Annotated in this window: 17 protein-coding genes; all 17 read left to right on the forward strand. The window is 63.5% G+C overall.

Going from position 1 to position 18,176, the window contains the following annotated elements; translation table 11 throughout:
- Positions 1-514: 514 nt before the first annotated feature.
- The 17 genes from BJF92_RS12745 (at position 515) to BJF92_RS12825 (ending at position 18,043) form a co-directional block, all read left to right on the forward strand.
- On the forward strand, positions 515-1,489 hold the full coding sequence (locus tag BJF92_RS12745) for a flagellin N-terminal helical domain-containing protein (RefSeq protein WP_075635124.1): 975 nt from the start codon (positions 515-517) through the stop codon (positions 1,487-1,489).
- Between the two features lie 741 nt (positions 1,490-2,230).
- The gene (locus BJF92_RS12750; RefSeq protein WP_075635125.1) at positions 2,231-2,884 is read left to right on the forward strand and encodes a hypothetical protein; all 654 of its coding nucleotides are present in this window, start codon (positions 2,231-2,233) and stop codon (positions 2,882-2,884) included.
- Entirely contained in the window at positions 2,881-4,092 is a 1,212-nt protein-coding gene (locus BJF92_RS12755; protein WP_075635126.1) for a MotB family protein, read from the forward strand. Before BJF92_RS12750 ends, BJF92_RS12755 begins: the two co-directional genes overlap by 4 nt.
- Before the next feature lie 6 nt (positions 4,093-4,098).
- On the forward strand, positions 4,099-5,418 hold the full coding sequence (gene motC / locus BJF92_RS12760; protein ID WP_075635127.1) for a chemotaxis protein MotC: 1,320 nt from the start codon (positions 4,099-4,101) through the stop codon (positions 5,416-5,418).
- Complete coding sequence (gene fliK, locus BJF92_RS12765) at positions 5,415-7,040, forward strand: flagellar hook-length control protein FliK (RefSeq protein ID WP_075635128.1); 1,626 nt, start codon at positions 5,415-5,417, stop codon at positions 7,038-7,040. Before motC ends, fliK begins: the two co-directional genes overlap by 4 nt.
- The gene (locus tag BJF92_RS12770) at positions 6,964-7,554 is read left to right on the forward strand and encodes a transglycosylase SLT domain-containing protein (RefSeq protein ID WP_075635129.1); all 591 of its coding nucleotides are present in this window, start codon (positions 6,964-6,966) and stop codon (positions 7,552-7,554) included. The genes fliK and BJF92_RS12770 overlap by 77 nt, the downstream gene beginning before the upstream one ends.
- An 826-nt stretch (positions 7,555-8,380) precedes the next feature.
- Positions 8,381-9,052, forward strand: a complete 672-nt coding sequence (gene rem, locus BJF92_RS12775; RefSeq protein WP_075635130.1) for a transcriptional activator Rem — start codon at positions 8,381-8,383, stop codon at positions 9,050-9,052.
- Positions 9,053-9,181: 129 nt separating this feature from the next.
- Positions 9,182-10,402 carry a flagellar hook protein FlgE gene (locus tag BJF92_RS12780; RefSeq protein WP_075635131.1) on the forward strand — a complete coding sequence of 407 codons (1,221 nt, stop codon included), beginning with the start codon at positions 9,182-9,184 and terminating at the stop codon, positions 10,400-10,402.
- Between the two features lie 33 nt (positions 10,403-10,435).
- Positions 10,436-11,869, forward strand: a complete 1,434-nt coding sequence (gene flgK / locus BJF92_RS12785; protein ID WP_075635132.1) for a flagellar hook-associated protein FlgK — start codon at positions 10,436-10,438, stop codon at positions 11,867-11,869.
- 2 nt (positions 11,870-11,871) lie between these two features.
- A complete protein-coding gene (locus BJF92_RS12790) occupies positions 11,872-12,930 on the forward strand; it encodes a flagellar hook-associated family protein (RefSeq protein WP_075635133.1) in 1,059 nt (352 codons plus the stop codon).
- Between the two features lie 38 nt (positions 12,931-12,968).
- Positions 12,969-13,316 (forward strand): flagellar biosynthesis regulator FlaF, encoded by a 348-nt coding sequence (flaF, locus tag BJF92_RS12795; protein WP_075635134.1) that lies wholly within the window; start codon positions 12,969-12,971, stop codon positions 13,314-13,316.
- The gene (gene flbT, locus BJF92_RS12800) at positions 13,313-13,762 is read left to right on the forward strand and encodes a flagellar biosynthesis repressor FlbT (RefSeq protein ID WP_075635135.1); all 450 of its coding nucleotides are present in this window, start codon (positions 13,313-13,315) and stop codon (positions 13,760-13,762) included. Before flaF ends, flbT begins: the two co-directional genes overlap by 4 nt.
- Positions 13,753-14,172: a flagellar hook assembly protein FlgD gene (flgD, locus tag BJF92_RS12805; RefSeq protein ID WP_075635136.1), complete on the forward strand. Its 420-nt coding sequence runs from the start codon at positions 13,753-13,755 to the stop codon at positions 14,170-14,172. The genes flbT and flgD overlap by 10 nt, the downstream gene beginning before the upstream one ends.
- 11 nt (positions 14,173-14,183) lie before the next feature.
- The gene (fliQ, locus tag BJF92_RS12810; RefSeq protein WP_075635137.1) at positions 14,184-14,450 is read left to right on the forward strand and encodes a flagellar biosynthesis protein FliQ; all 267 of its coding nucleotides are present in this window, start codon (positions 14,184-14,186) and stop codon (positions 14,448-14,450) included.
- A 349-nt stretch (positions 14,451-14,799) separates the two neighbouring features.
- Positions 14,800-16,890 (forward strand): flagellar biosynthesis protein FlhA, encoded by a 2,091-nt coding sequence (flhA, locus tag BJF92_RS12815; RefSeq protein WP_075635138.1) that lies wholly within the window; start codon positions 14,800-14,802, stop codon positions 16,888-16,890.
- Complete coding sequence (gene fliR, locus BJF92_RS12820) at positions 16,887-17,639, forward strand: flagellar biosynthetic protein FliR (protein WP_075635139.1); 753 nt, start codon at positions 16,887-16,889, stop codon at positions 17,637-17,639. The genes flhA and fliR overlap by 4 nt, the downstream gene beginning before the upstream one ends.
- Positions 17,640-17,641: 2 nt before the next feature.
- Entirely contained in the window at positions 17,642-18,043 is a 402-nt protein-coding gene (locus BJF92_RS12825) for a hypothetical protein (protein ID WP_075635140.1), read from the forward strand.
- The last annotated feature ends 133 nt before the right edge of the window (positions 18,044-18,176 follow it).

Below are 18,176 nucleotides of genomic sequence, written 5' to 3' on the forward strand. Positions count from 1 at the left end.
CTTTAGAACGTCCCTACCAAATCAGCAGGCGTAAGGCTGCACGCGCGGTCTTTTGCGCTTGCGAAAGACGCCGCCGATGTTTGCGTGCCGAGGCCATGCCTTTGGCCGGCGCATGGGTAGCGTATCTTCGCCGCCTGTGCGGCAGCACTCTTGCCGCCAGGCATGGGGGCGGAGGAATTAAGTGCCAATTGAGCGCGACGCTTCCGGGGTTCTTCAGCCTTGATCGTCTCGCGATCTCAAGAATTCAGTAAGAAAGGTTTCTTTCTTGTTCATCTTTCTTACCGCCGGCAGGAAGCCGTTAAGGGTTTTTTAACCAGGCGAAGCTTAAGATTTCCTTAAACACAAGAGGGCTGCCGCCACTGGCAAGCGCATGATGCTCCTCCCTCTTGTTCCCGGACGCGCATCCGGATGTTTCATCGGGCCAGCACGGCATGCCGTGCCGCCTGCACCATTCTCCCGCCAGCCGGACTGACCAAGACCGCGGCGGGTGTCTCTTAAAAACAGGGCAGGAACAATGACCAGCATCATCACCAATGGCGCCGCACTGGCTGCGCTGCAGACGCTGCGCGGCATCAACAGCAACATGGAGCAGGTGCAGAATCGCGTCTCCTCGGGCTATCGCGTTGAAACCGCGGCCGACAATGCGGCCTACTGGTCGATTGCCACGACGATGCGTTCCGACAACACCGCGCTCTCGACCGTTCAGGACGCGCTCGGACTTGGCGCGGCGAAGGTCGATACGTCCTATTCCGCGCTCAGCACGGTTATCGACATCATGTCGACGATCAAGTCCAAGCTTCTCGCCGCGCACGGGCTCGCCTCCGACAAGGACAAGATCAACAAGGAGGTGACGGAACTCAAGAAGCAGATCGAATCGGCTGCCCAGTCCGCTTCGTTCTCCGGTGAGAACTGGCTCTACAACAACACGGCCGGTGCGATCGGCACCAAATCGATCGTCGGCTCCTTCACCCGCTCGTCCTCGGGTTCGGTCTCGGTAACGACGCTGAATTTCGACACCAGCAATTCGGTGCTGATCGACACGGCCTCGGCATCGCGCGGCCTCTTGACCAAGGCCTATGCGGTCGATCAGACGTCGTCGGACGGTTCGGGCACGCCGAATGCGACCTATTATCTCATCCAGCCTGCGGGCGGCACGGTGCCGACTGGCGCGAATGCCATCTCGCTGACGGCCACGACGAGCGATACCGACCTTGACGGCATGATGCGCGCGGTCGAACAGATGATCGGAACGCTGACCAATTCCGCCTCCACGCTCGGCGCCATCACCAAGCGCATCGATCTGCAGGAAAGCTTCGTTGCCAACCTCAGATCTGTGATCGACAAGGGCGTCGGTCGTCTCGTCGATGCCGACATGAACGAGGAGTCGACGCGGTTGAAGGCCTTGCAGACCCAGCAGCAGCTCGGCATTCAGGCGCTCTCGATCGCCAACACCAATTCCGAAAACATCCTCAAGCTGTTCCAGTCCTGATCCGGCAGCCGCCCGATCGGGCAGGGCTGACGGACTGAACAGCCGCGACCAACGCGCCCCGACGACGATGATCCGGACCCGCCGGCGCCCCTGCCGGCGGCGGCCTGATCGCTTGTCCGTTGCAATCGCTTACAAGGCCCGTCGCCACCCTGCGCCCGCCGGGTGGCCGTCTTCTCCACCTGCTTTCGTGCGCCCGGCGCCGCGGCGCCCGCCCGGGCCTCTCACGCTGCGGTCAAGCGAACTGCGGGCAAAGGAAAAGGGCACGGGGGTTTCGGTCCCGAAAAGCAGGCTTCGTCTTACGGACAGATCCTATTCGGGCACAGGAAATGAACGCGGGGACCGGTTCCGGTCTCGGCCCACCGCGCGCAAGACCGGCCGCCCATGGCCGGCACGCCAGCCTTTGGCGACCAGCCCCATCCTCGCGCAAGTTTGACCTTCTACGACATTGTCTACAGTCATGTTGGACCGTCTCGGCCGAAAGACGCTTCGCGCTCGGTCAAGAGGGTCCGGCTGTCGGCTCGGCCTTGGCCGCGCTGCCGCTCGTGTTCGGCTGCCGATCGTCCTGTCCTGTTGCCTCCCGCTGTTGTCGGGAGGGCGGGCCGGCGATCGAGGCAGGCGATGCGGATCGAAGATGTCGGCCGAAGCGCGTCCTCAAGCGATGCTTTCGGTCAAAGGAGGCGTTGTCCCCGTGTCATCGCATGTCGCATATCCGCTCGTATCACCAAAGGGGGAAGCCCGCCGATGAGCGCTTCGTCTCTTTCGCGCTATTTGAAGGATTTCAGCGCGCCGGCCATCGACATCCAGGTGGGTGCGTCCTCGTCCTATTTTTCCGATCTCGACATGCCGGATGTCTCGCTTCTGCCGAGCCCGGCCCAGCCGAAGATCGACATCGATGCCGAGCGCCTGCAGGCGCGCCGCGACGGGCGTGCCGAGGCCGAAGAGGAGCTCAGCGAGCGCCACGCCGCAGAGATCGCCGCTCTGGAGGCCCGCCATCAGGAGGCGCTGGAGGCGCTGCGCGCCACGCTCGAAGCCGAGGCTGCCCAGCGCATCGCCGAGCGCTTTAAGGAAATGTCAGCCGCGATCGTCGAACATCTGGGCGGCGAGGCCGCGCGCGCGCTCGCTCCGGTGCTGCAGGATGCGCTGGCGCGCAAGGCCGTTGCCGATCTCGGCCGCGCGCTGCGCCGCAGCCTTGCGGAGGGCGAGGCCTGTCGCATCGTCGTGACGGGTCCGGCCAAGCTCTATGCCGCGCTGAAGGCCGAACTGGGCGACACGGCCGAGGCGAGCTTCCGCCATGTCGAGGCAGACGACATCGATCTTTCGGTGGATATGGGCGGCCCGATCCTGGTCACGCGCATGTCCGCCTTCGCCAAAGCCGTTGAAAAGGTCCTGGCATGAGCGACAACGAAAATCATCACGGCAAGCACGAGATCATCATCGTCAAGAAGCATGGCGGCGGTCATGATGGCGCCCATGGCGGCGCCTGGAAGATCGCCTATGCCGACTTCATGACCGCGATGATGGCCTTCTTCCTCGTCATGTGGCTGATCAACGCCTCCAACGAGAAGACGAAGAAGGCGATCGCCGCCTATTTCAACCCCGTGCAGCTGACCGAATCCAAGCCGGCCGAAAAGGGCATCAAGCAGCCCGCCAAGGATGCCAAGGGCGAGGAGACGATGAGCAAGTCCGAAGTCGAGGGAGAGATGCCCAAGACCGGCGGCACGGCGATGCAGGGCACCGACAAGTCGGCGACCTCGGGCGAGGAAACGCAATATTCCGACGCCGACTTCTTTGAAAACCCCTATGCCGTTCTCTCCGAGATTTCGCGCGAGTCCGGCAAGGAAGCCAATATCAGCCAGAAGGGCGATGGCGGCGCGCAGGCCGGGGGGCCGGCCACCGGCGCCAGCGGCGGCGAGGCCTATCGCGATCCTTTCGATCCGGATTTTTGGAGCAAGCAGGTGGCCGTGCAGAATGCCGGCAATGCCACCCAGGGCGCCGAGGTCACCAAGAACAACAAGCAGACCGCGCCCGGAACCGGGCCGGCCCAGGCCGCTGGCACGGTGCAGATGGCAGCCGCCAGCCCTGCGGATGGCAAGCCCAAGGTCGGCGACGGCGCCGCCGATGCCGCCAAGACGCCGGAGCAGAAGGCGGCCGAGGCGCTGAAGGGCGAGCTGCAGCAGGCGCTCTCGGGCGGTGCGGCCGGCAAGCTTGCCGAAGGCCTGATCGTCACTCCCACTGAAGGTGGTCTGCTGGTCTCGATCAGCGAGCAGAGCGACGTGCCGATGTTCACTCTGGGCTCGGCCGTGCCGGAAAAGGTGATGGTGGATGCCATGGCCCGGATCGGCAAGGTTCTGGCCGAGCGCAAGGGCGCCGTCGCCATTCGCGGCCATACGGATGCCCGTCCCTTCAAGAAAGGCTATGACAACTGGCGTCTGTCGTCCGACCGCGCCCAGGCCGCCTTCTACATGCTGGTGCGCGGCGGGCTCGACGAGAAGCGGATCACCCAGGTCAGCGGCTTTGCCGCCACGCGTCCCCAGGTGCCTGGTGACCCGATGGCGCCTGCCAACCGTCGCATCGAAATCCTCCTCCAGACCGATCAGGGCTGATCCGAGATGGCGCGCATGCTGAAATCCCTTCTCTGCACCGTCGCGATCGCACTGGCCACAGGCCCGGTGCGCGCGGCCGGGCCGGATGCGGCTCTGCCGCCCTATCAGATGCTGCGCTCTCTCCAATATATTCAGGATTCCGTCGTTCACGGCGATCATGCGGCCGGCGACATGCAGCGCTACATGCTCGCGGAAATCGACAAGCGGCTGCTCACGGCTTCGCCCGAGGTGTTCGACGATCCGCGCAATGTCGATGCGGCGCTGATCTATGCCATGAGCGGCGGCAATCCGCAGACGCTGAAGGTGCTCGCCGATCGCGATACGCGCGGGCGTTTCGACAACCGCATCGTCGATGCCCTGAGCCATTATCTCAATGGCAAGGGCGCGCTGATCGTCACGCTTCTGACCAAGACCATCGGCGAATACCACAATGCGGCGACCGAGCCCTATCTGGCGCTCGTCCTGGCCAATGCGCTGGCGGCGCAAAATGCCGACGAGGCCAACAAATATTACGACAAGGCGCGTCTCTATGCGCCGGGAACCAATATCGAGGAGGCGGCCCTGCGCCGCTCTCTGTTCCTGACCGTTCAGAAGAAGCAGAACGACCGGGCCTTCGTCTATGCCGTGCGCTATGCCCGGCGGTTCATGACCTCGCCTTATGCCGGCCAGTTCGCCGACAGTTTCGTCGATCTTGTCATGGCCACCTATACTGACGGGAAGAAGGATCAGGTCGAGGACGTGCTGGCCTTCATGGACCGGCCGCGTCGGCGCGAGGTCTATCTGCGCATTGCCCGGCGTGCCGCCATCGGCGGCATGACCGATCTGGCGCGGCTTGCAGCCGAGCAGGCCGAAGCCCTGGCCGATCCCGGCGACACCTCGCCCAAGGCGCTCGCCTCGCTCTATGCCGGTCTGGTGGACGTGCCGTCCAGCGGCGTCCTCGATGCGCTGAAAGCGCTGGAGGCGATCCCCGAAAATCATCTGACGGAGCGTGACCGGGCGCTGCGCGATGCCGCGCGCCATGTCGCCGAAGAGGTGCTCCGGTCCCCGCCCGAGCCGGACGAGGCGGCCGCGGCGTCGGAGCCTGGCCACGTCGCCCCATCGCTTTCGCATGATGTCGCAGCCGGCGAGACCGGCAGCGGCGCCAGCCCCTTCGCTCCGGCGCCCGGTGCGGCAGTCATGGCCGAAGCACCGGCCCCGGCGCCTGCAGGCAATGCCGCCGCAACACCCGAGCCGGGCCTCGATCCGGTCCTGACCTCTTTCGTCGAGGACGGGAAATCCAAGCTCAAGAGCATAGATGACCTCCTGAAGTCGGAAAAAAATCCATGACCGAAACCGCTCTTCCTCTCGCCGGCATGCCGGCCTTCGCCAACCGACCCGTGAAGGGAAACAAGGGCAAGGGCGAGGATGTGGCCGGCTTCGATTTCGCCAAGGCGGTGGCCGCGCTGTCGAACGTGGTGGACGAGCAGCCCGCGGAAGGCGAACCGGCGGCGAAGGGCAAGCTTGCGGGCAAGGCCACGGTCAGGGTGGCCGATCTGGCCAAGGGGTCCGACAGAGCGGGGCCGGCTGATGTTGCGTCCGCGGACACGCTGCTGCAGACGGCCGATAAAGCCGAGGCAGGCTCGGTGAAAGGCAAGGGCGCCCATCACGGCGCTAAGCCCTCCCGCCTGCAGGCGGCCCAGGAGGATTTGCCTCTGGCGGCCGAGGCGCGCGATCTTCCCGCCGTCATCTCGGACGACAAGGCGGTCGAGGAAAAAGCCGGGGCGGATGAGAAGACGGTTTCTCACGTCCAGCTCCTGCGCAAGGCGGCACGCGACAACGCGGCGAAAACACAGAACGACGGTTCCCAGGAAAATGTGTCCATGCAGGTGCTGCACGAGGCGCTGAGCAAGCTGAAGCAGACCGGTAAGTCCGCGAAAGAGGCCGCATCCGGTGATGAGGAGGCAGCCTCGGACGAGGGCGAAAGCACCACGGCGGCAGGCGTCTCTGGCCAGAACCAGGGGCAGCTGCACGGGACGGGTGCTGCGGCGCTGCTGACCATGCTGGCCTCTGCGCATGGCGGCGCCCATGCCGCCGTCGCTTCGGCAAAGGGAGCGCCCCTGCCGGACGAGGCGGGTCAGCCGTCGTCTCTCAAGCTTGAAGGCATGCCGATGCCGAGGCTCAAGGAAGCTGCGATCGAGGGCGACGGACCCGACATGCCCAAGGGCACGGCAGAGGCGGTGCCGGACACGCTGTTTCGCTTCTCGCGGGCCGATGGCAAGGGCCAGGCGGCAACGCTGAAGGTGACCGATGACGGCCTGAAGGCCCCATCCGCCGAAGCCAAGACGCCGGCCAAGCTGGAGCAGGTGACCGTGCTCGATTCCCGCCGGTTCCTGGGCGTCGCCATGACCACCGCCAATGCCCAGATCGTCACCGAAAGCGTGGCGAAGTCGGCGCGCGCCGGGGCCTCGACGCTCGAGGCCGTGGCCCTGCTTCAGGGCACGCAGCAGGCCAGCGCGGCCGGCAAGGTTCTGGACACGCTGAAGATCCAGCTGCATCCCAACGATATCGGCCCGGTGACCGCCACGCTCAAGCTCAAGGAAGACGAGCTGCAGGTGGAGCTGCGCGTACAGACCGGCGAAGCCTTCCGCCAGCTGCGCTCCGATCAGGACGCGATGGTGGAAGCGTTGAAGAGCCAGGGCTTCTCGGTCGATCAGATCAACATCGTCTTCACTCCCGCCAGCGACACCAGCCAGGGCGGCGCCGATGGCGGCGGCCAGGGCCAGCAGGGCGCCGGGCAGTTCGGCTCGGGCACACCGGGCCAGCAGGCGGGCGAGGGACGTGGACAGGCCGGCGCCGAGGAGCGCGGCGCACAAAGGCAAGCCTCGAGGAATTATGATGGCAAGATGGGCGCGACTGACGCATCTCTGCGGCCCGGCGATCCTGGCCAGTCTGGCGATATTTACCTCTGAGCTGATGGCGGCGACGCCGGCGGCGGCCAATGTCTGCGAGCAGGAGATTTCCGCCGCAGCAGCCCGTTACGGCATTCCCGAAGGCATTCTCTATTCCGTCGGCCTGACGGAGACCGGCCGCAAGGGGTCGCTCCAGCCCTATGCCATGAACATCGAGGGCAAGGCCGTCTTCGCCTCCTCGGCCGAGGAGGTTCTGCAGCTGTTTCGCAGCGCGAGGGCACAAGGAGCGCGCCTGATCGATCTCGGCTGCATGCAGATCAACTATCGCTTCCATGGCGAACAGTTCGCCTCCGTCGAGGCCATGCTGGATCCACGCCTCAATGTGGACTATGCGGCCCGCTTTCTGGCGACGCTCCATGCCCGCCACGAGACCTGGACCATGGCGGTGGCGCGCTACCATGCAGGGCCGAACAACAATCCCGCCCAGAAGCGCTATGTCTGCCGGGTGATCGCCAATCTCGTGGCCACCGGCTATGGCCAGTGGACGCCCAAGGCCTCCACCTTCTGCCAATAGCCCGCCGGCCGGAAAGCGCTTATCCGACGAGCACCCCCGCTTCCGCTTGCGCATCCGACCTTCCCGGCGCCGATCCGGCACGATGGCGTGGCTTTCCCAGCGCTCGAGCCTGCCCTTCGCCCAGCCCGCATCGCCGCGCGACGTCTCTGCCCGAGCTTTTCGGGCGAGCGATGGCGCGCCGGACACACGGCCTCGGCAGCCGGAGATAGCGCATCGATCCGAAGTCACGATCAAAAATTGCGGTTTTTCAGAGAGACGATGCCGCGAAAACGGGAACGAACGGGCCTGACGCCGCCCCGATCGAAGGGCCGGCAACGCGATGAGCAGGAAAAAAGCGTGCCCGTCAGCGCCTGCGTCGGCTCCGGGCAAGTTAGAAAACGAAAAAAGGACCGGCCCGCCAACAGCTGTTCGTCTTGCCGGCGGGCCCGTTTTTCCTCTCCCGAGGTGCGCGCATCGTCATATCCTGGGCCCGTGACAGGGGCCGGCCGCACCGTTTCCAGCCCTTTTGGACCGTTCCGTTCGCCCGGTTCCTCCGTTTCCGGAAATGCAACCTTTTGGAGAATAAGCTGTTGCGATGCCGCGTTTCGCAGATTTTTGGCTCAATTTGGGCAAACGGGCTCTGCAAGAGAAGCTTAAACAAATCGTTAACGTTTCCACAAAAAATTTAGTGGTTCATCGCCTGTCCACCCACTAAATCTAGATCAAATCGCGTCGGGGCCTGGAAGCTAGTACCAATTCCTCCCGATGAGTTTCTCTAGTTGTCGAAAAACCCCCCCGTTCGTACCTCTTATGCATCAAATGAATCCACTGATTCGGAGGCGGACGAATGATCGTAGTGGTTGATGAGCGCGAACTGGTGAAAGACGGCTACATGTCCCTGTTCGGACGTGAGGGCATTCCTTCCACGGGCTTCGATCCCAAGGAATTCGGCGACTGGGTGACCACGGCGGCCGACAGCGATATCGAGGCCGTCGAGGCCTTCCTGCTGGGCCAGGGCGAGCGCGCCATGAGCCTGCCGAGGGCGATCCGCGAGCGCACCATGGCGCCCGTGATCGCCATCAGCGACACGCCCTCGCTGGAAAACACCCTGGCCCTGTTCGACTGCGGTGTCGATGACGTGGTGCGCAAGCCCGTCCATCCGCGCGAGATCCTGGCCCGCGCCGGCGCCATCCGCCGCCGCCTGAAGGCACTGACCAATTACACCGACATCGGCCCGATTCGCATCTTTGCCGATGGCCGCGATCCCGAGATCAGCGGCGAAGTCTTCCCGCTGCCGCGGCGCGAACGTCGTATTCTGGAATACTTGGTCTCCAACCGCGGCCGCCGTGTCTCCAAGACCCAGATCTTCAATGCGATCTATGGTATCTTCGACGAAGACGTCGAAGAAAACGTCGTCGAAAGCCACATCTCCAAGCTGCGCAAGAAACTTCGCAAGAAGCTCGGTTTCGATCCGATCGATTCCAAGCGTTTCCTCGGCTATTGCATCGACTGGAGCTGACACATGCCCGGCCGGCTTCCGGCCGTTCCGTTCGGGAAGGTTTTTTAGCCTTCCGGTCCGGCCCGCAAGACAGGTTCACGCAAGGCATAGTTTCTAGTCTTGCGTTACCGAATTAAGCGAGGATCGGACATGAGTATTTACGGAATGATGCGCACCGGCGCTTCTGGCATGGATGCCCAGGTCAATCGCCTGAGCACCGTTGGCGAAAACATCGCCAATGCCAACACCACGGGCTACAAGAAGGCATCGACCGAGTTCTCCTCGCTGCTCCTGCCTTCCAACGGTTCCTACAATTCCGGCGCCGTCGAAACCAAGGTCCGCTACGGCATCAGCCAGCAGGGTCCGACCACCACCACCACCTCCGCGACGGACATGGCCATCAACGGCGGCGGCTTCTTCGTCGTCTCCGACGCGAACGGCGCCAACTACCTGACGCGCGCCGGCGCCTTCACCCAGAACAGCACGGGCGAACTGGTCAATACCGCCGGCTTCACGCTGATGGGCTACAAATATGTCGAGGGCCAGGATCCGGTCCAGACCGTCAACGGCTTCGGCGGCATGGTGCCGATCAACCTCGCATCAGAAGGTCTGAAGGCCAAAGGCTCGGCCACGGGCAGCATGGGCAGCAACCTGCCGTCGGGCGACGCCACGGGCGCGAAATACTCCACCTCGCTCAGCGTTTTCGACAGCCAGGGCAATGCGCGGCTGATGGACTTCAACTATGAGAAGACCGCAGATAACACCTGGCAGCTGAACGTCGTGGACCGCGCGTCGAGCACCGTTCTGGGCACCAACACCCTGACGTTCGACGCGAACGGCAAGCTCGTTTCGGGCGGCTCCGTCACGATGAACGGTTCCCTGCTCAACAACGCCTCCGGCTCGATCGGCGGCAGCGGCTCCGTCCTCGGCAACATCGCCATCGACCTGTCGCGCACCACCCAGCTCGGCTACAAGTTCTCGCCCGATGGCGGCACGATCGACGGCAATGCGCCGAGCAAGGTCAAGAGCGTCAGCATCGACAGGGACGGCGTCGTCTCGGTTCGCTACGAGAACGACAAGCTGGAGCCGCGCTTCCGTATCGGCATGGCCAATGTGCAGAGCCCCGACAATCTCGTTCCCCAGCCGGGCAACGTCTATTCGCAGGGCGTCGATTCGGGCGTGATCGTCACCGGCTTTGCCAATGTCGGCAATTTCGGTTCGATCTCTTCCGGCGCGCTCGAAGGCTCGAATGTCGACATGGCCAACGAGCTCACCGACATGATCGCCTCCCAGCGCAGCTACACCGCCAATTCCAAGGTCTTCCAGACGGGGTCGGATCTTCTCGACATCCTCGTCAACCTCAAGCGGTAAGCCTAGCTTTACTTTAAGAAACGGGTCAGCGTCATGTCATTGTCGTCCGCCATTTCCACGGCACAGCAGATCTTCAGCAATACCGCGCAGCAGACGTCGGTCTTGTCGAAGAACATCGCCAACGCCAACAATTCGGACTACGCCCGGCGCATGGCGACCCTTTCCACCTCGGCTCACGGGGCCGAGGTGGTGACCATCCAGCGCGCGCAGAATGATGCGCTGCTGAAGCAGAAGATCATCAGCAACGCCCAGTCGACCGGCCAGGACACGCTGATGACCGGCCTGGACGAGATCCGCATTGCGCTCGGCGGCAATGATTACACCAGCGCGCCGTCCTCCTATCTTTCCAAGTTCCGCGACAGCCTGCAGACGCTGGCCTCCACGCCGTCGAGCCGCACCACGGCCGCCAGCACCGTGGCCGCCGCAGGCGATCTGGCAAAGTCGCTCAACACGGCCGCCGACAAGCTGCAGGACATGCGCCGCGTGGCCGATGCCGATATCGCCGATTCGGTCGCCAAGCTGAATTCGCTGCTCAGCGATTTCGAGATCGCCAATCACAGCGTCCAGGGCGCGCTGTCGGCCGGCGCCGATGCCGGCGATGCGCTCGACCAGCGCGACAAGCTGCTGAGCCAGATGTCCGAGATCATCGGCATCTCCACGGTGACGCGCAAAGACAATGACATGGTGATCTACACCTCGGACGGCACGGTTCTGTTCGAGAACAAGCCCCGCCAGGTCACCTTCCAGCAGACCAACGGCTTCGATGCCGGCACCACGGGCGCGGCGATCTATGTCGACGGCATCGCGGTCAAGGGCGGACAGGGCGCCAACACCACGGCACAGGGCAAGCTGCCCGCGCTCCTGCAATTGCGCGATGATGTTCTCCCGACCTTCCAGACCCAGCTCGATGAGGTCGCGCGCGGCCTGGTAGAAGTTTTCAAGGAAGGCAGCGGGCAGGGCCTTTTCAAAGCCAATTCGGTCGTGTTCGGCAGCGTGTCCAACAGTTCAGTCGCCACGGCGATCAAGGGCTATGCCAACACCATCTCGGTCAACCCGGCCGCTGTCGCCAATCCGCTTCTCGTGCGCGACGGCGGGTTCAATGGCGTCGTGTCGAATACGACGGGTTCTTCGGGCTACACCACCCTCATCGACAGCTTCGTTACAGCCTTGGGCGCTAAGATGGCGTTCGATCCGGCGGCTGGGCTCACCGCGAACACATCTCTTCTGTCCTTTTCGACCGAATCGGTCGGCTGGTTGGAGCAGATGCGCTCGACGGCTTCCTCCGCCAACGACAACAAGAGCGCGCTGCTGACCCGGACCCAGGAGTCGCTGAGCAATCTGACGGGGGTGAACATGAACGAGGAACTCTCGCTCATGCTCGATCTGGAACAATCCTACAAGGCTTCGGCGAAGCTTCTGACCACGGTGGACGCGATGATGACGTCCCTTCTTGACGCAGTGAGGTAATCATGAAGACGACCTTCGTCTCGTCGCTGGCCATCCAGAACGCGATGCGGCTGACGATTCAGCAATCGCAGACGGACATCGTGGCCACTCAATATGAGATGACCAGCGGACAGCATTACGACCTGGGCGTCTCGCTCGGCGGGTCGACGGCGCGCAGCCTGGATCTCGACCGCGAGCTTGCCCGGATGGATTCGCTGAAGAGCACCAATTCCGTGGTGACGCTGCGCCTGTCGGCCTCGCAGACCGCGCTGTCCTCCATGGCGACCGCGGCGCAGACGGCGCGCAACGCGCTGACGGCGCTGTCGGGCAGCTCCGATGTGACGCTGATCGACAATGCCAGGCTCTCGGTGAAGAGCGCGCTGGCCAATTTCACCACGGCGGCGAACCAGACCAGCGCCGGCGAATTCATCTTCTCGGGCATCAACACCGATGCCAAGCCGATGATCGACTACACCACGTCGGAAGGTGCCGGCGCCAAGGCGGCCTATCAGAACGCGCTCAACGGCTTCATGGCATCGCAGACGCCGCCGCTGACCTCCCTGGCTGATTTCAGCGCCGCCCAGATGAACGACTTCATCAGCAACACGCTGGAGCCGATGTACCTCGGCAATGACTGGAAGGCTAACTGGTCGGATGCCTCCGACCAGAACATGACGAGCCGCATCTCTGCCAATGAGGTGGTCACCAGCTCGACCAACATCAATGCCGTCGGCGCGCGCAAATTCGCCCTTGCCAGCATCATCGGCATGGAAATGCTGAGCGCCGACATGAAATCGGAAGCCCGTAACGTCCTGTCGAGCAAGACGATTTCCTATTTCAGCGAGGCCGAGGCCGGCATCAATGCCCAGCGCAGCGAACTCGGCGTGTCCGAGCAGCGCGTCAAGGGCGCCAACACCGCCCTTGATGCCCAGGTCAAGCTGATGACCACCCACAAGAACGATCTGGACGGCGTCGACACCTATCAGGCCAGCCTGAAGATGACTTCGCTTAAGACCCAGCTCGAAACCGCACTGACCCTGACGGGGCGTCTGCAGCAGCTGAGCCTCGTCAACTACCTCTGATGCTAGAGGTCGCAGAGACAATCATGAAGGATGTCTGAATGTATCAGTTTTCCTACGCCGAGATCATGGAGGATGGCGTCGCCGATTCCAAGGATCGCGAACGGCAGGTGCTCGAGCGATCGATCGCCCTGCTGGAGGCCGCCAAGGAGCAGAAGGGATATTCCCGCGAAGCCATCGAGGCCGTCTACTTCACCCGGCGCGTCTGGATCCGGTTTATCGAAGATCTCAGCGCCCCGGACAACCAGCTTGACGACGAATTGAGGGCTAACCTCATCTCGATCGCCATCTGGATCCTTGGGGAAACTGAAAAGATTCGCAAACGCGAGTCCAACAACTTCCAGGGTATCATCGACATCACAACCATCATCAGGGATGGACTCAAATGAAAAGCACATTGCGTATCTCGCTGAAGTCCGGCGAGCGGATTTTCGTGAACGGCGCGGTCCTTCGCGTCGATCGCAAGGTGGCCGTCGAGTTCCTGAACGACGTGACCTTCCTCCTGGAAAATCACGTTCTGCAGCCTGAAGATGCCACGACGCCGCTGAAGCAGCTTTACTTCATCGCGCAGATGATCCTCATCAATCCGGAAGGGGCGGAGCAGTCCACCGCCATGTTCCGCAAGTCCGTGACCATGCTTCTGACCTGCTTCAAGAACGAAGAGGTTCTCAGCGAACTCAAGCGCGTGGATGCGCTGGTGGTTCAGGGCCGCGCCTTCGACGCGCTGAAGGCCATCCGCGGGCTCTATCCGATCGAGGATCGCATCCTCAACAACCACGAGATGGCACCGACGACCGTCGAGCAGATCCGCCGGGAGATCGCACCATGGCGGTAACCGGCGTCACCTCGGCGGCCAACACGCCCGCCAACACCACGACGACGACGGCGGCCTCCAGCAAGGATGCCGCTGCCGCCTCGCTGAACTATGACAGCTTCCTGAAGCTCCTCGTCACGCAGATGAAGAACCAGGACCCGACGCAGCCGATGGACTCGGCCCAGCAGATGGCGCAGCTGGCCACGTTCTCGCAGGTCGAGCAGACCATCAAGACCAACAAGAACCTGGAAACCCTGATCCAGGGCAATGCGCTGAGCCAGGCCGGCTCCGTCATTGGCCGCACGGTGACCAGCGCCGATGGCGCCACCTCTGGCGTCGTCAGCTCGGTTACGATAACATCGACCGGAATCTCGGCGATGCTGGCCTCCGGCCAGACGATCGACGTCACCGCCGGTGTGACGATCAAGTAGGCACAGGTGCGATGAACGAAGCGGATGCGCTCGATATGGTCCAGGCAGCGATCTGGACGGTGCTGGTGTCATCCGGACCGGCCGTTGCCGCCGCCATGGTGGTCGGCCTCGTCGTCGCCCTGGTTCAGGCCCTGACCCAGGTTCAGGAGGCCACGCTGACCTTCGCGCCGAAGATCGTCGCCGTGCTCGTCACGGTCGCGATCTCGGCGCCCTTCGTCGGCTCGCAGATCTCGATCTTCACCGACATGGTGTTTTCGCGCATCCAGACCGGTTTCTGACGGCGCACCCCGGCCCCTTGAACAGCCGGGTCGCAGGCGTTTCCGCAGCTTGGTTCTCGTCCCAGGCCGCGGGCTCAGGCGCTTTCTCGCCGAATCAGTCCGCGAGACAAGACAGTCCGCCGGCAGACAAAAAAGTCCGCGAGAGCGGCTGAACAGGCGATCACCCGGCCTTTCCGCCCGGCGCTTTGCCCCGCCCGTGATTGCCGCCGCATGCGGCCTCCGGCCCGTGAGGCCGACCCGTCCCCCATCCCGCCGCGACCCTCGCGCAAGCTTCGTTCTCTATTGCCTCTAGGGGAATGGGCGGCATGTTACGCCGCCTCCTTCTCATGAAGAGAACGGATGCTCCTCGATGGCACAACCGCCTGTCTCCCTGCCGATCCCTCAGATCGCGTCCCGCAGCCGCGAGATCGGATTCGCGCTCGGGATCGTGATGATCCTGTCGATCCTGTTTCTGCCGATCCCGCCCTTCCTGATCGACCTCGGACTGGCCTTTTCCATTGCCTTTTCGATCCTGATCCTGATGGTGGCGCTGTGGATCAAGCGGCCGCTGGAATTCTCCTCCTTCCCGGTCATCCTCCTGATCGCGACCATGACGCGTCTGGCGCTCAACATCGCCACGACCCGCGTCATCCTTTCGCACGGGCATGAGGGCCATGATGCCGCCGGCTCGGTCATTGCGGGCTTCGCCAGCCTGGTCATGTCCGGCGACTTCGTCATCGGTCTGATCGTCTTCCTCATCCTGATCACGGTCAACTTCATCGTCATCACCAAGGGTGCGACGCGTATCGCCGAAGTCGGTGCGCGCTTCACCCTGGACGCCATTCCCGGCAAGCAGATGTCGATCGACGCCGACCTTTCGGCCGGCATGATCGACGAGAACGAGGCGCGGCGGCGCCGGCGCGAGCTGGAGGAAGAAAGCTCCTTCTACGGCTCGATGGACGGTGCCTCGAAATTCGTGCGCGGCGATGCCGTCGCCGGCCTGCTGATCACCGCCATCAACGTCTTCGGCGGCATCGTCATCGGCTATTTCCGCCATGGGATGGACATCGGCCAGGCGGCCGACGTCTTCGTCAAGCTGTCGGTGGGCGATGGTCTGGTCTCGCAGATCCCCGCCCTGATCGTTTCGCTGGCGGCAGGCCTTCTGGTTTCGCGCGGCGGGACCGCCGGCTCGACCGACCAGGCAGTCGTCGGCCAGCTCTCCGGCTATCCGCGCGCGCTGATGGTCGCCGCCGGGCTGATGCTGCTCCTGGCCATCATGCCGGGCCTGCCCTTCCTGCCCTTCGCCGCTCTCGGCGGCGGCATGGGCTTTCTCGCCTACATCATCCCCCGCCAGCTGGCCGCGGCCGCCAAGCAGAAGCTGGAGGAGGAACAGGCCGTCGCCCAGCAGGTGCGCGAGACGGAAAAGGACTCGGTCAAGGCCGTCCTCAAGATGCCGGAAGTCGAGCTTCTGCTCGGCAAGCAGGTCTCCACCCGCCTGCTCGGCGCGCATCAGGAGCTGGCCTTCCGCGTCGGCAAGATGCGCCGCAAGTTCGCCACCCAGTACGGCCTGATCGTTCCCGAAATCAAGGTGACCGACGATATCGGCATTCCCGACAAGGCCTACCACATCCGCATCCACGGCACGACGATCGCCTCCAACACGGTGCGCGTCGGCGAAGTGATCGTGGTGACGGGCGGCGGACGCCGGCCGAGCGTGCCGGGCGACGAGATCCGCGAGCCCGCCTTCGGCATGCCCGCCGTCTCGATCCTCGAAACATTCACCGAGGAGCTGAAGCGCGAGGGCTTCCACCCGATCGACAACGTCTCGGTGGTGCTCACGCATCTCTCCGAAGTCATCCGCAACAACCTGCCGCAGCTGCTCTCCTACAAGGACGTGAAGATCCTGATCGAGCGGCTGGATCCGGAATACCGCAAGCTTGCCGACGAGATCTGCACCTCGCACATGTCCTATTCCGGGCTGCAGGCGGTCCTGAAGCTTCTGCTGGCCGAGCGCGTCTCGATCCGCAACCTCCACCTGATCCTCGAGGCCGTGGCCGAGCTCGCGCCGCATGTGCGCAAGACCGAGCAGATCGTCGAGCATGTGCGCGTGCGCATGTCGCAGCAGCTCTGCGGCGATCTCTCCGACAATGGCGTACTGCGCGTGCTGCGGCTGGGCAACAAGTGGGACATGGTGTTCCACCAGGCGCTCAAGCGCGATGCCAAGGGAGAAATTGTCGAATTCGATATCGATCCCCGGCATCTGGAGGAATTTTCGGAGCAGGCGACCCGCGTCATTCGCGAGCATCTGGACCGCGGCATGCCGTTCGTGCTGGTATCCTCGCCCGAATCCCGCTCTTATGTGCGCATGATCATCGAACGCCTCTTCGCCACCCTGCCGGTTCTCAGCCATGTCGAGCTGGCCAAGGGACTGGAAATCAAGATCATCGGGTCGATCTCGTGATCACCGATCCCGAAGGCACCGTGCTGGCGCTGTTTGCGGCCTTCTGCCGCATCGGCGCCTGCATCATGCTGATGCCGGGCTTTTCCAGCGCCCGTGTGGCGGCGCAGGTGCGGCTGTTCACCGCGATCGCCATTTCCATGGCGATCCTGCCGCTGATGTGGAACGACATCTATCCCCAGGTGACCGGCAAGGGGCATACCTATATCTACCTGATCGCCAGCGAGGCGGTGATCGGCGGCGTCATCGGCCTGGTGGCGCGCTATTACATTCTCGGCCTACAATTTGCCGGCAGCGTCATCACCATGCTGATCGGCTTCAACGCCCCGCCGGCGCAGGACGTGCTGGAAGATTCGGCGGAAAACCAGCTGACCAACCTGATCTCCTTCGGCGGCCTGATGGTCCTGTTCATGATGGACTTCCATCACGTGATCTTCGACGCGATCTTCGATTCCTATCAGGTCATGCCGATCGGCCGCGGCTTCGATCCGCAGGGCGTGCTGATCACGCTGACCAATTCGCTCGAGACCACCTTCATGATCATGATGCGGCTGGCGAGCCCCTTCCTGATCTATGGCCTGCTGTTCAACGTCGCGCTCGGCATGGTCAACAAGCTGGCGCCGCAGATCCCGCTCTATTTCATCTCCACCCCCTACATCATCATCGGGGGCATCTTCCTCTATTATCTCTCGGCGGCCGCGATGCTGAAGATCTTCGCCAACGGCTTCGCCCTCGTGATGCAGGCGGGATAGCCATGGCACCCTTGAACCGGTCGGAAAAGCTCCAGCGTCTGGTCGCCGTGCAGCGCCATCTCGAGCGCATGGCCGAATTCGACCTGGCCGAGACCGCGCGCCAGCGCCGGGAACTCGCCGAGACGATCGACCGCGTGGCCGATGCCATGGGCTCGGCCAAGCCGCTGCATGCGATGTTCTCGGGCCATTACGCCTCCCAGCTCGGGCGCCTGGCGCAGAAGGACAGCATGCTGCACGGGCTGCAACAGGTGCATGAAAGCCGCGTCATCAAGGAGCGCGCCAAGGGCGACCGCCTCGCCGAGCACGTCAAGGATGCGCGCGACCAGGAAGAGCGCGCCGCTGCCGACGAGGCCGTGTTCGACATTCTCGACCAGCGCCTGCTTCTGCCGCCCGACCCCTATTGAGCGGTCTGCGTCCCGGCCGGAAGGCCGCCGGCCGCGCGCCAGCTTCCGGTAAGGTTGGCCAAGCATAGTTTTCCTCATCGATCGGACGCCCTGCCTGCTTTGCCGCCGGCAGGCGCCGCGCCCCCGGCACCGC

Origin of the sequence: Xaviernesmea rhizosphaerae (assembly GCF_001938945.1) — a bacterium.
GTDB classification, from domain to species: domain Bacteria; phylum Pseudomonadota; class Alphaproteobacteria; order Rhizobiales; family Rhizobiaceae; genus Xaviernesmea; species Xaviernesmea rhizosphaerae.

Coding starts and splice junctions, on each gene's coding strand:
- flhA (WP_075635138.1), top strand. CDS start 14,800: ATGGCACAACCGCCTGTCTCCCTGCCGATCCCTCAGATCGCGTCCCGC.
- flgK (WP_075635132.1), top strand. CDS start 10,436: ATGTCATTGTCGTCCGCCATTTCCACGGCACAGCAGATCTTCAGCAAT.
- fliK (WP_075635128.1), top strand. CDS start 5,415: ATGACCGAAACCGCTCTTCCTCTCGCCGGCATGCCGGCCTTCGCCAAC.
- motC (WP_075635127.1), top strand. CDS start 4,099: ATGGCGCGCATGCTGAAATCCCTTCTCTGCACCGTCGCGATCGCACTG.
- flbT (WP_075635135.1), top strand. CDS start 13,313: ATGAAAAGCACATTGCGTATCTCGCTGAAGTCCGGCGAGCGGATTTTC.
- BJF92_RS12745 (WP_075635124.1), top strand. CDS start 515: ATGACCAGCATCATCACCAATGGCGCCGCACTGGCTGCGCTGCAGACG.
- BJF92_RS12770 (WP_075635129.1), top strand. CDS start 6,964: ATGATGGCAAGATGGGCGCGACTGACGCATCTCTGCGGCCCGGCGATC.
- BJF92_RS12790 (WP_075635133.1), top strand. CDS start 11,872: ATGAAGACGACCTTCGTCTCGTCGCTGGCCATCCAGAACGCGATGCGG.
- BJF92_RS12825 (WP_075635140.1), top strand. CDS start 17,642: ATGGCACCCTTGAACCGGTCGGAAAAGCTCCAGCGTCTGGTCGCCGTG.
- rem (WP_075635130.1), top strand. CDS start 8,381: ATGATCGTAGTGGTTGATGAGCGCGAACTGGTGAAAGACGGCTACATG.
- BJF92_RS12750 (WP_075635125.1), top strand. CDS start 2,231: ATGAGCGCTTCGTCTCTTTCGCGCTATTTGAAGGATTTCAGCGCGCCG.
- flaF (WP_075635134.1), top strand. CDS start 12,969: ATGTATCAGTTTTCCTACGCCGAGATCATGGAGGATGGCGTCGCCGAT.
- BJF92_RS12755 (WP_075635126.1), top strand. CDS start 2,881: ATGAGCGACAACGAAAATCATCACGGCAAGCACGAGATCATCATCGTC.
- BJF92_RS12780 (WP_075635131.1), top strand. CDS start 9,182: ATGAGTATTTACGGAATGATGCGCACCGGCGCTTCTGGCATGGATGCC.
- flgD (WP_075635136.1), top strand. CDS start 13,753: ATGGCGGTAACCGGCGTCACCTCGGCGGCCAACACGCCCGCCAACACC.
- fliQ (WP_075635137.1), top strand. CDS start 14,184: ATGAACGAAGCGGATGCGCTCGATATGGTCCAGGCAGCGATCTGGACG.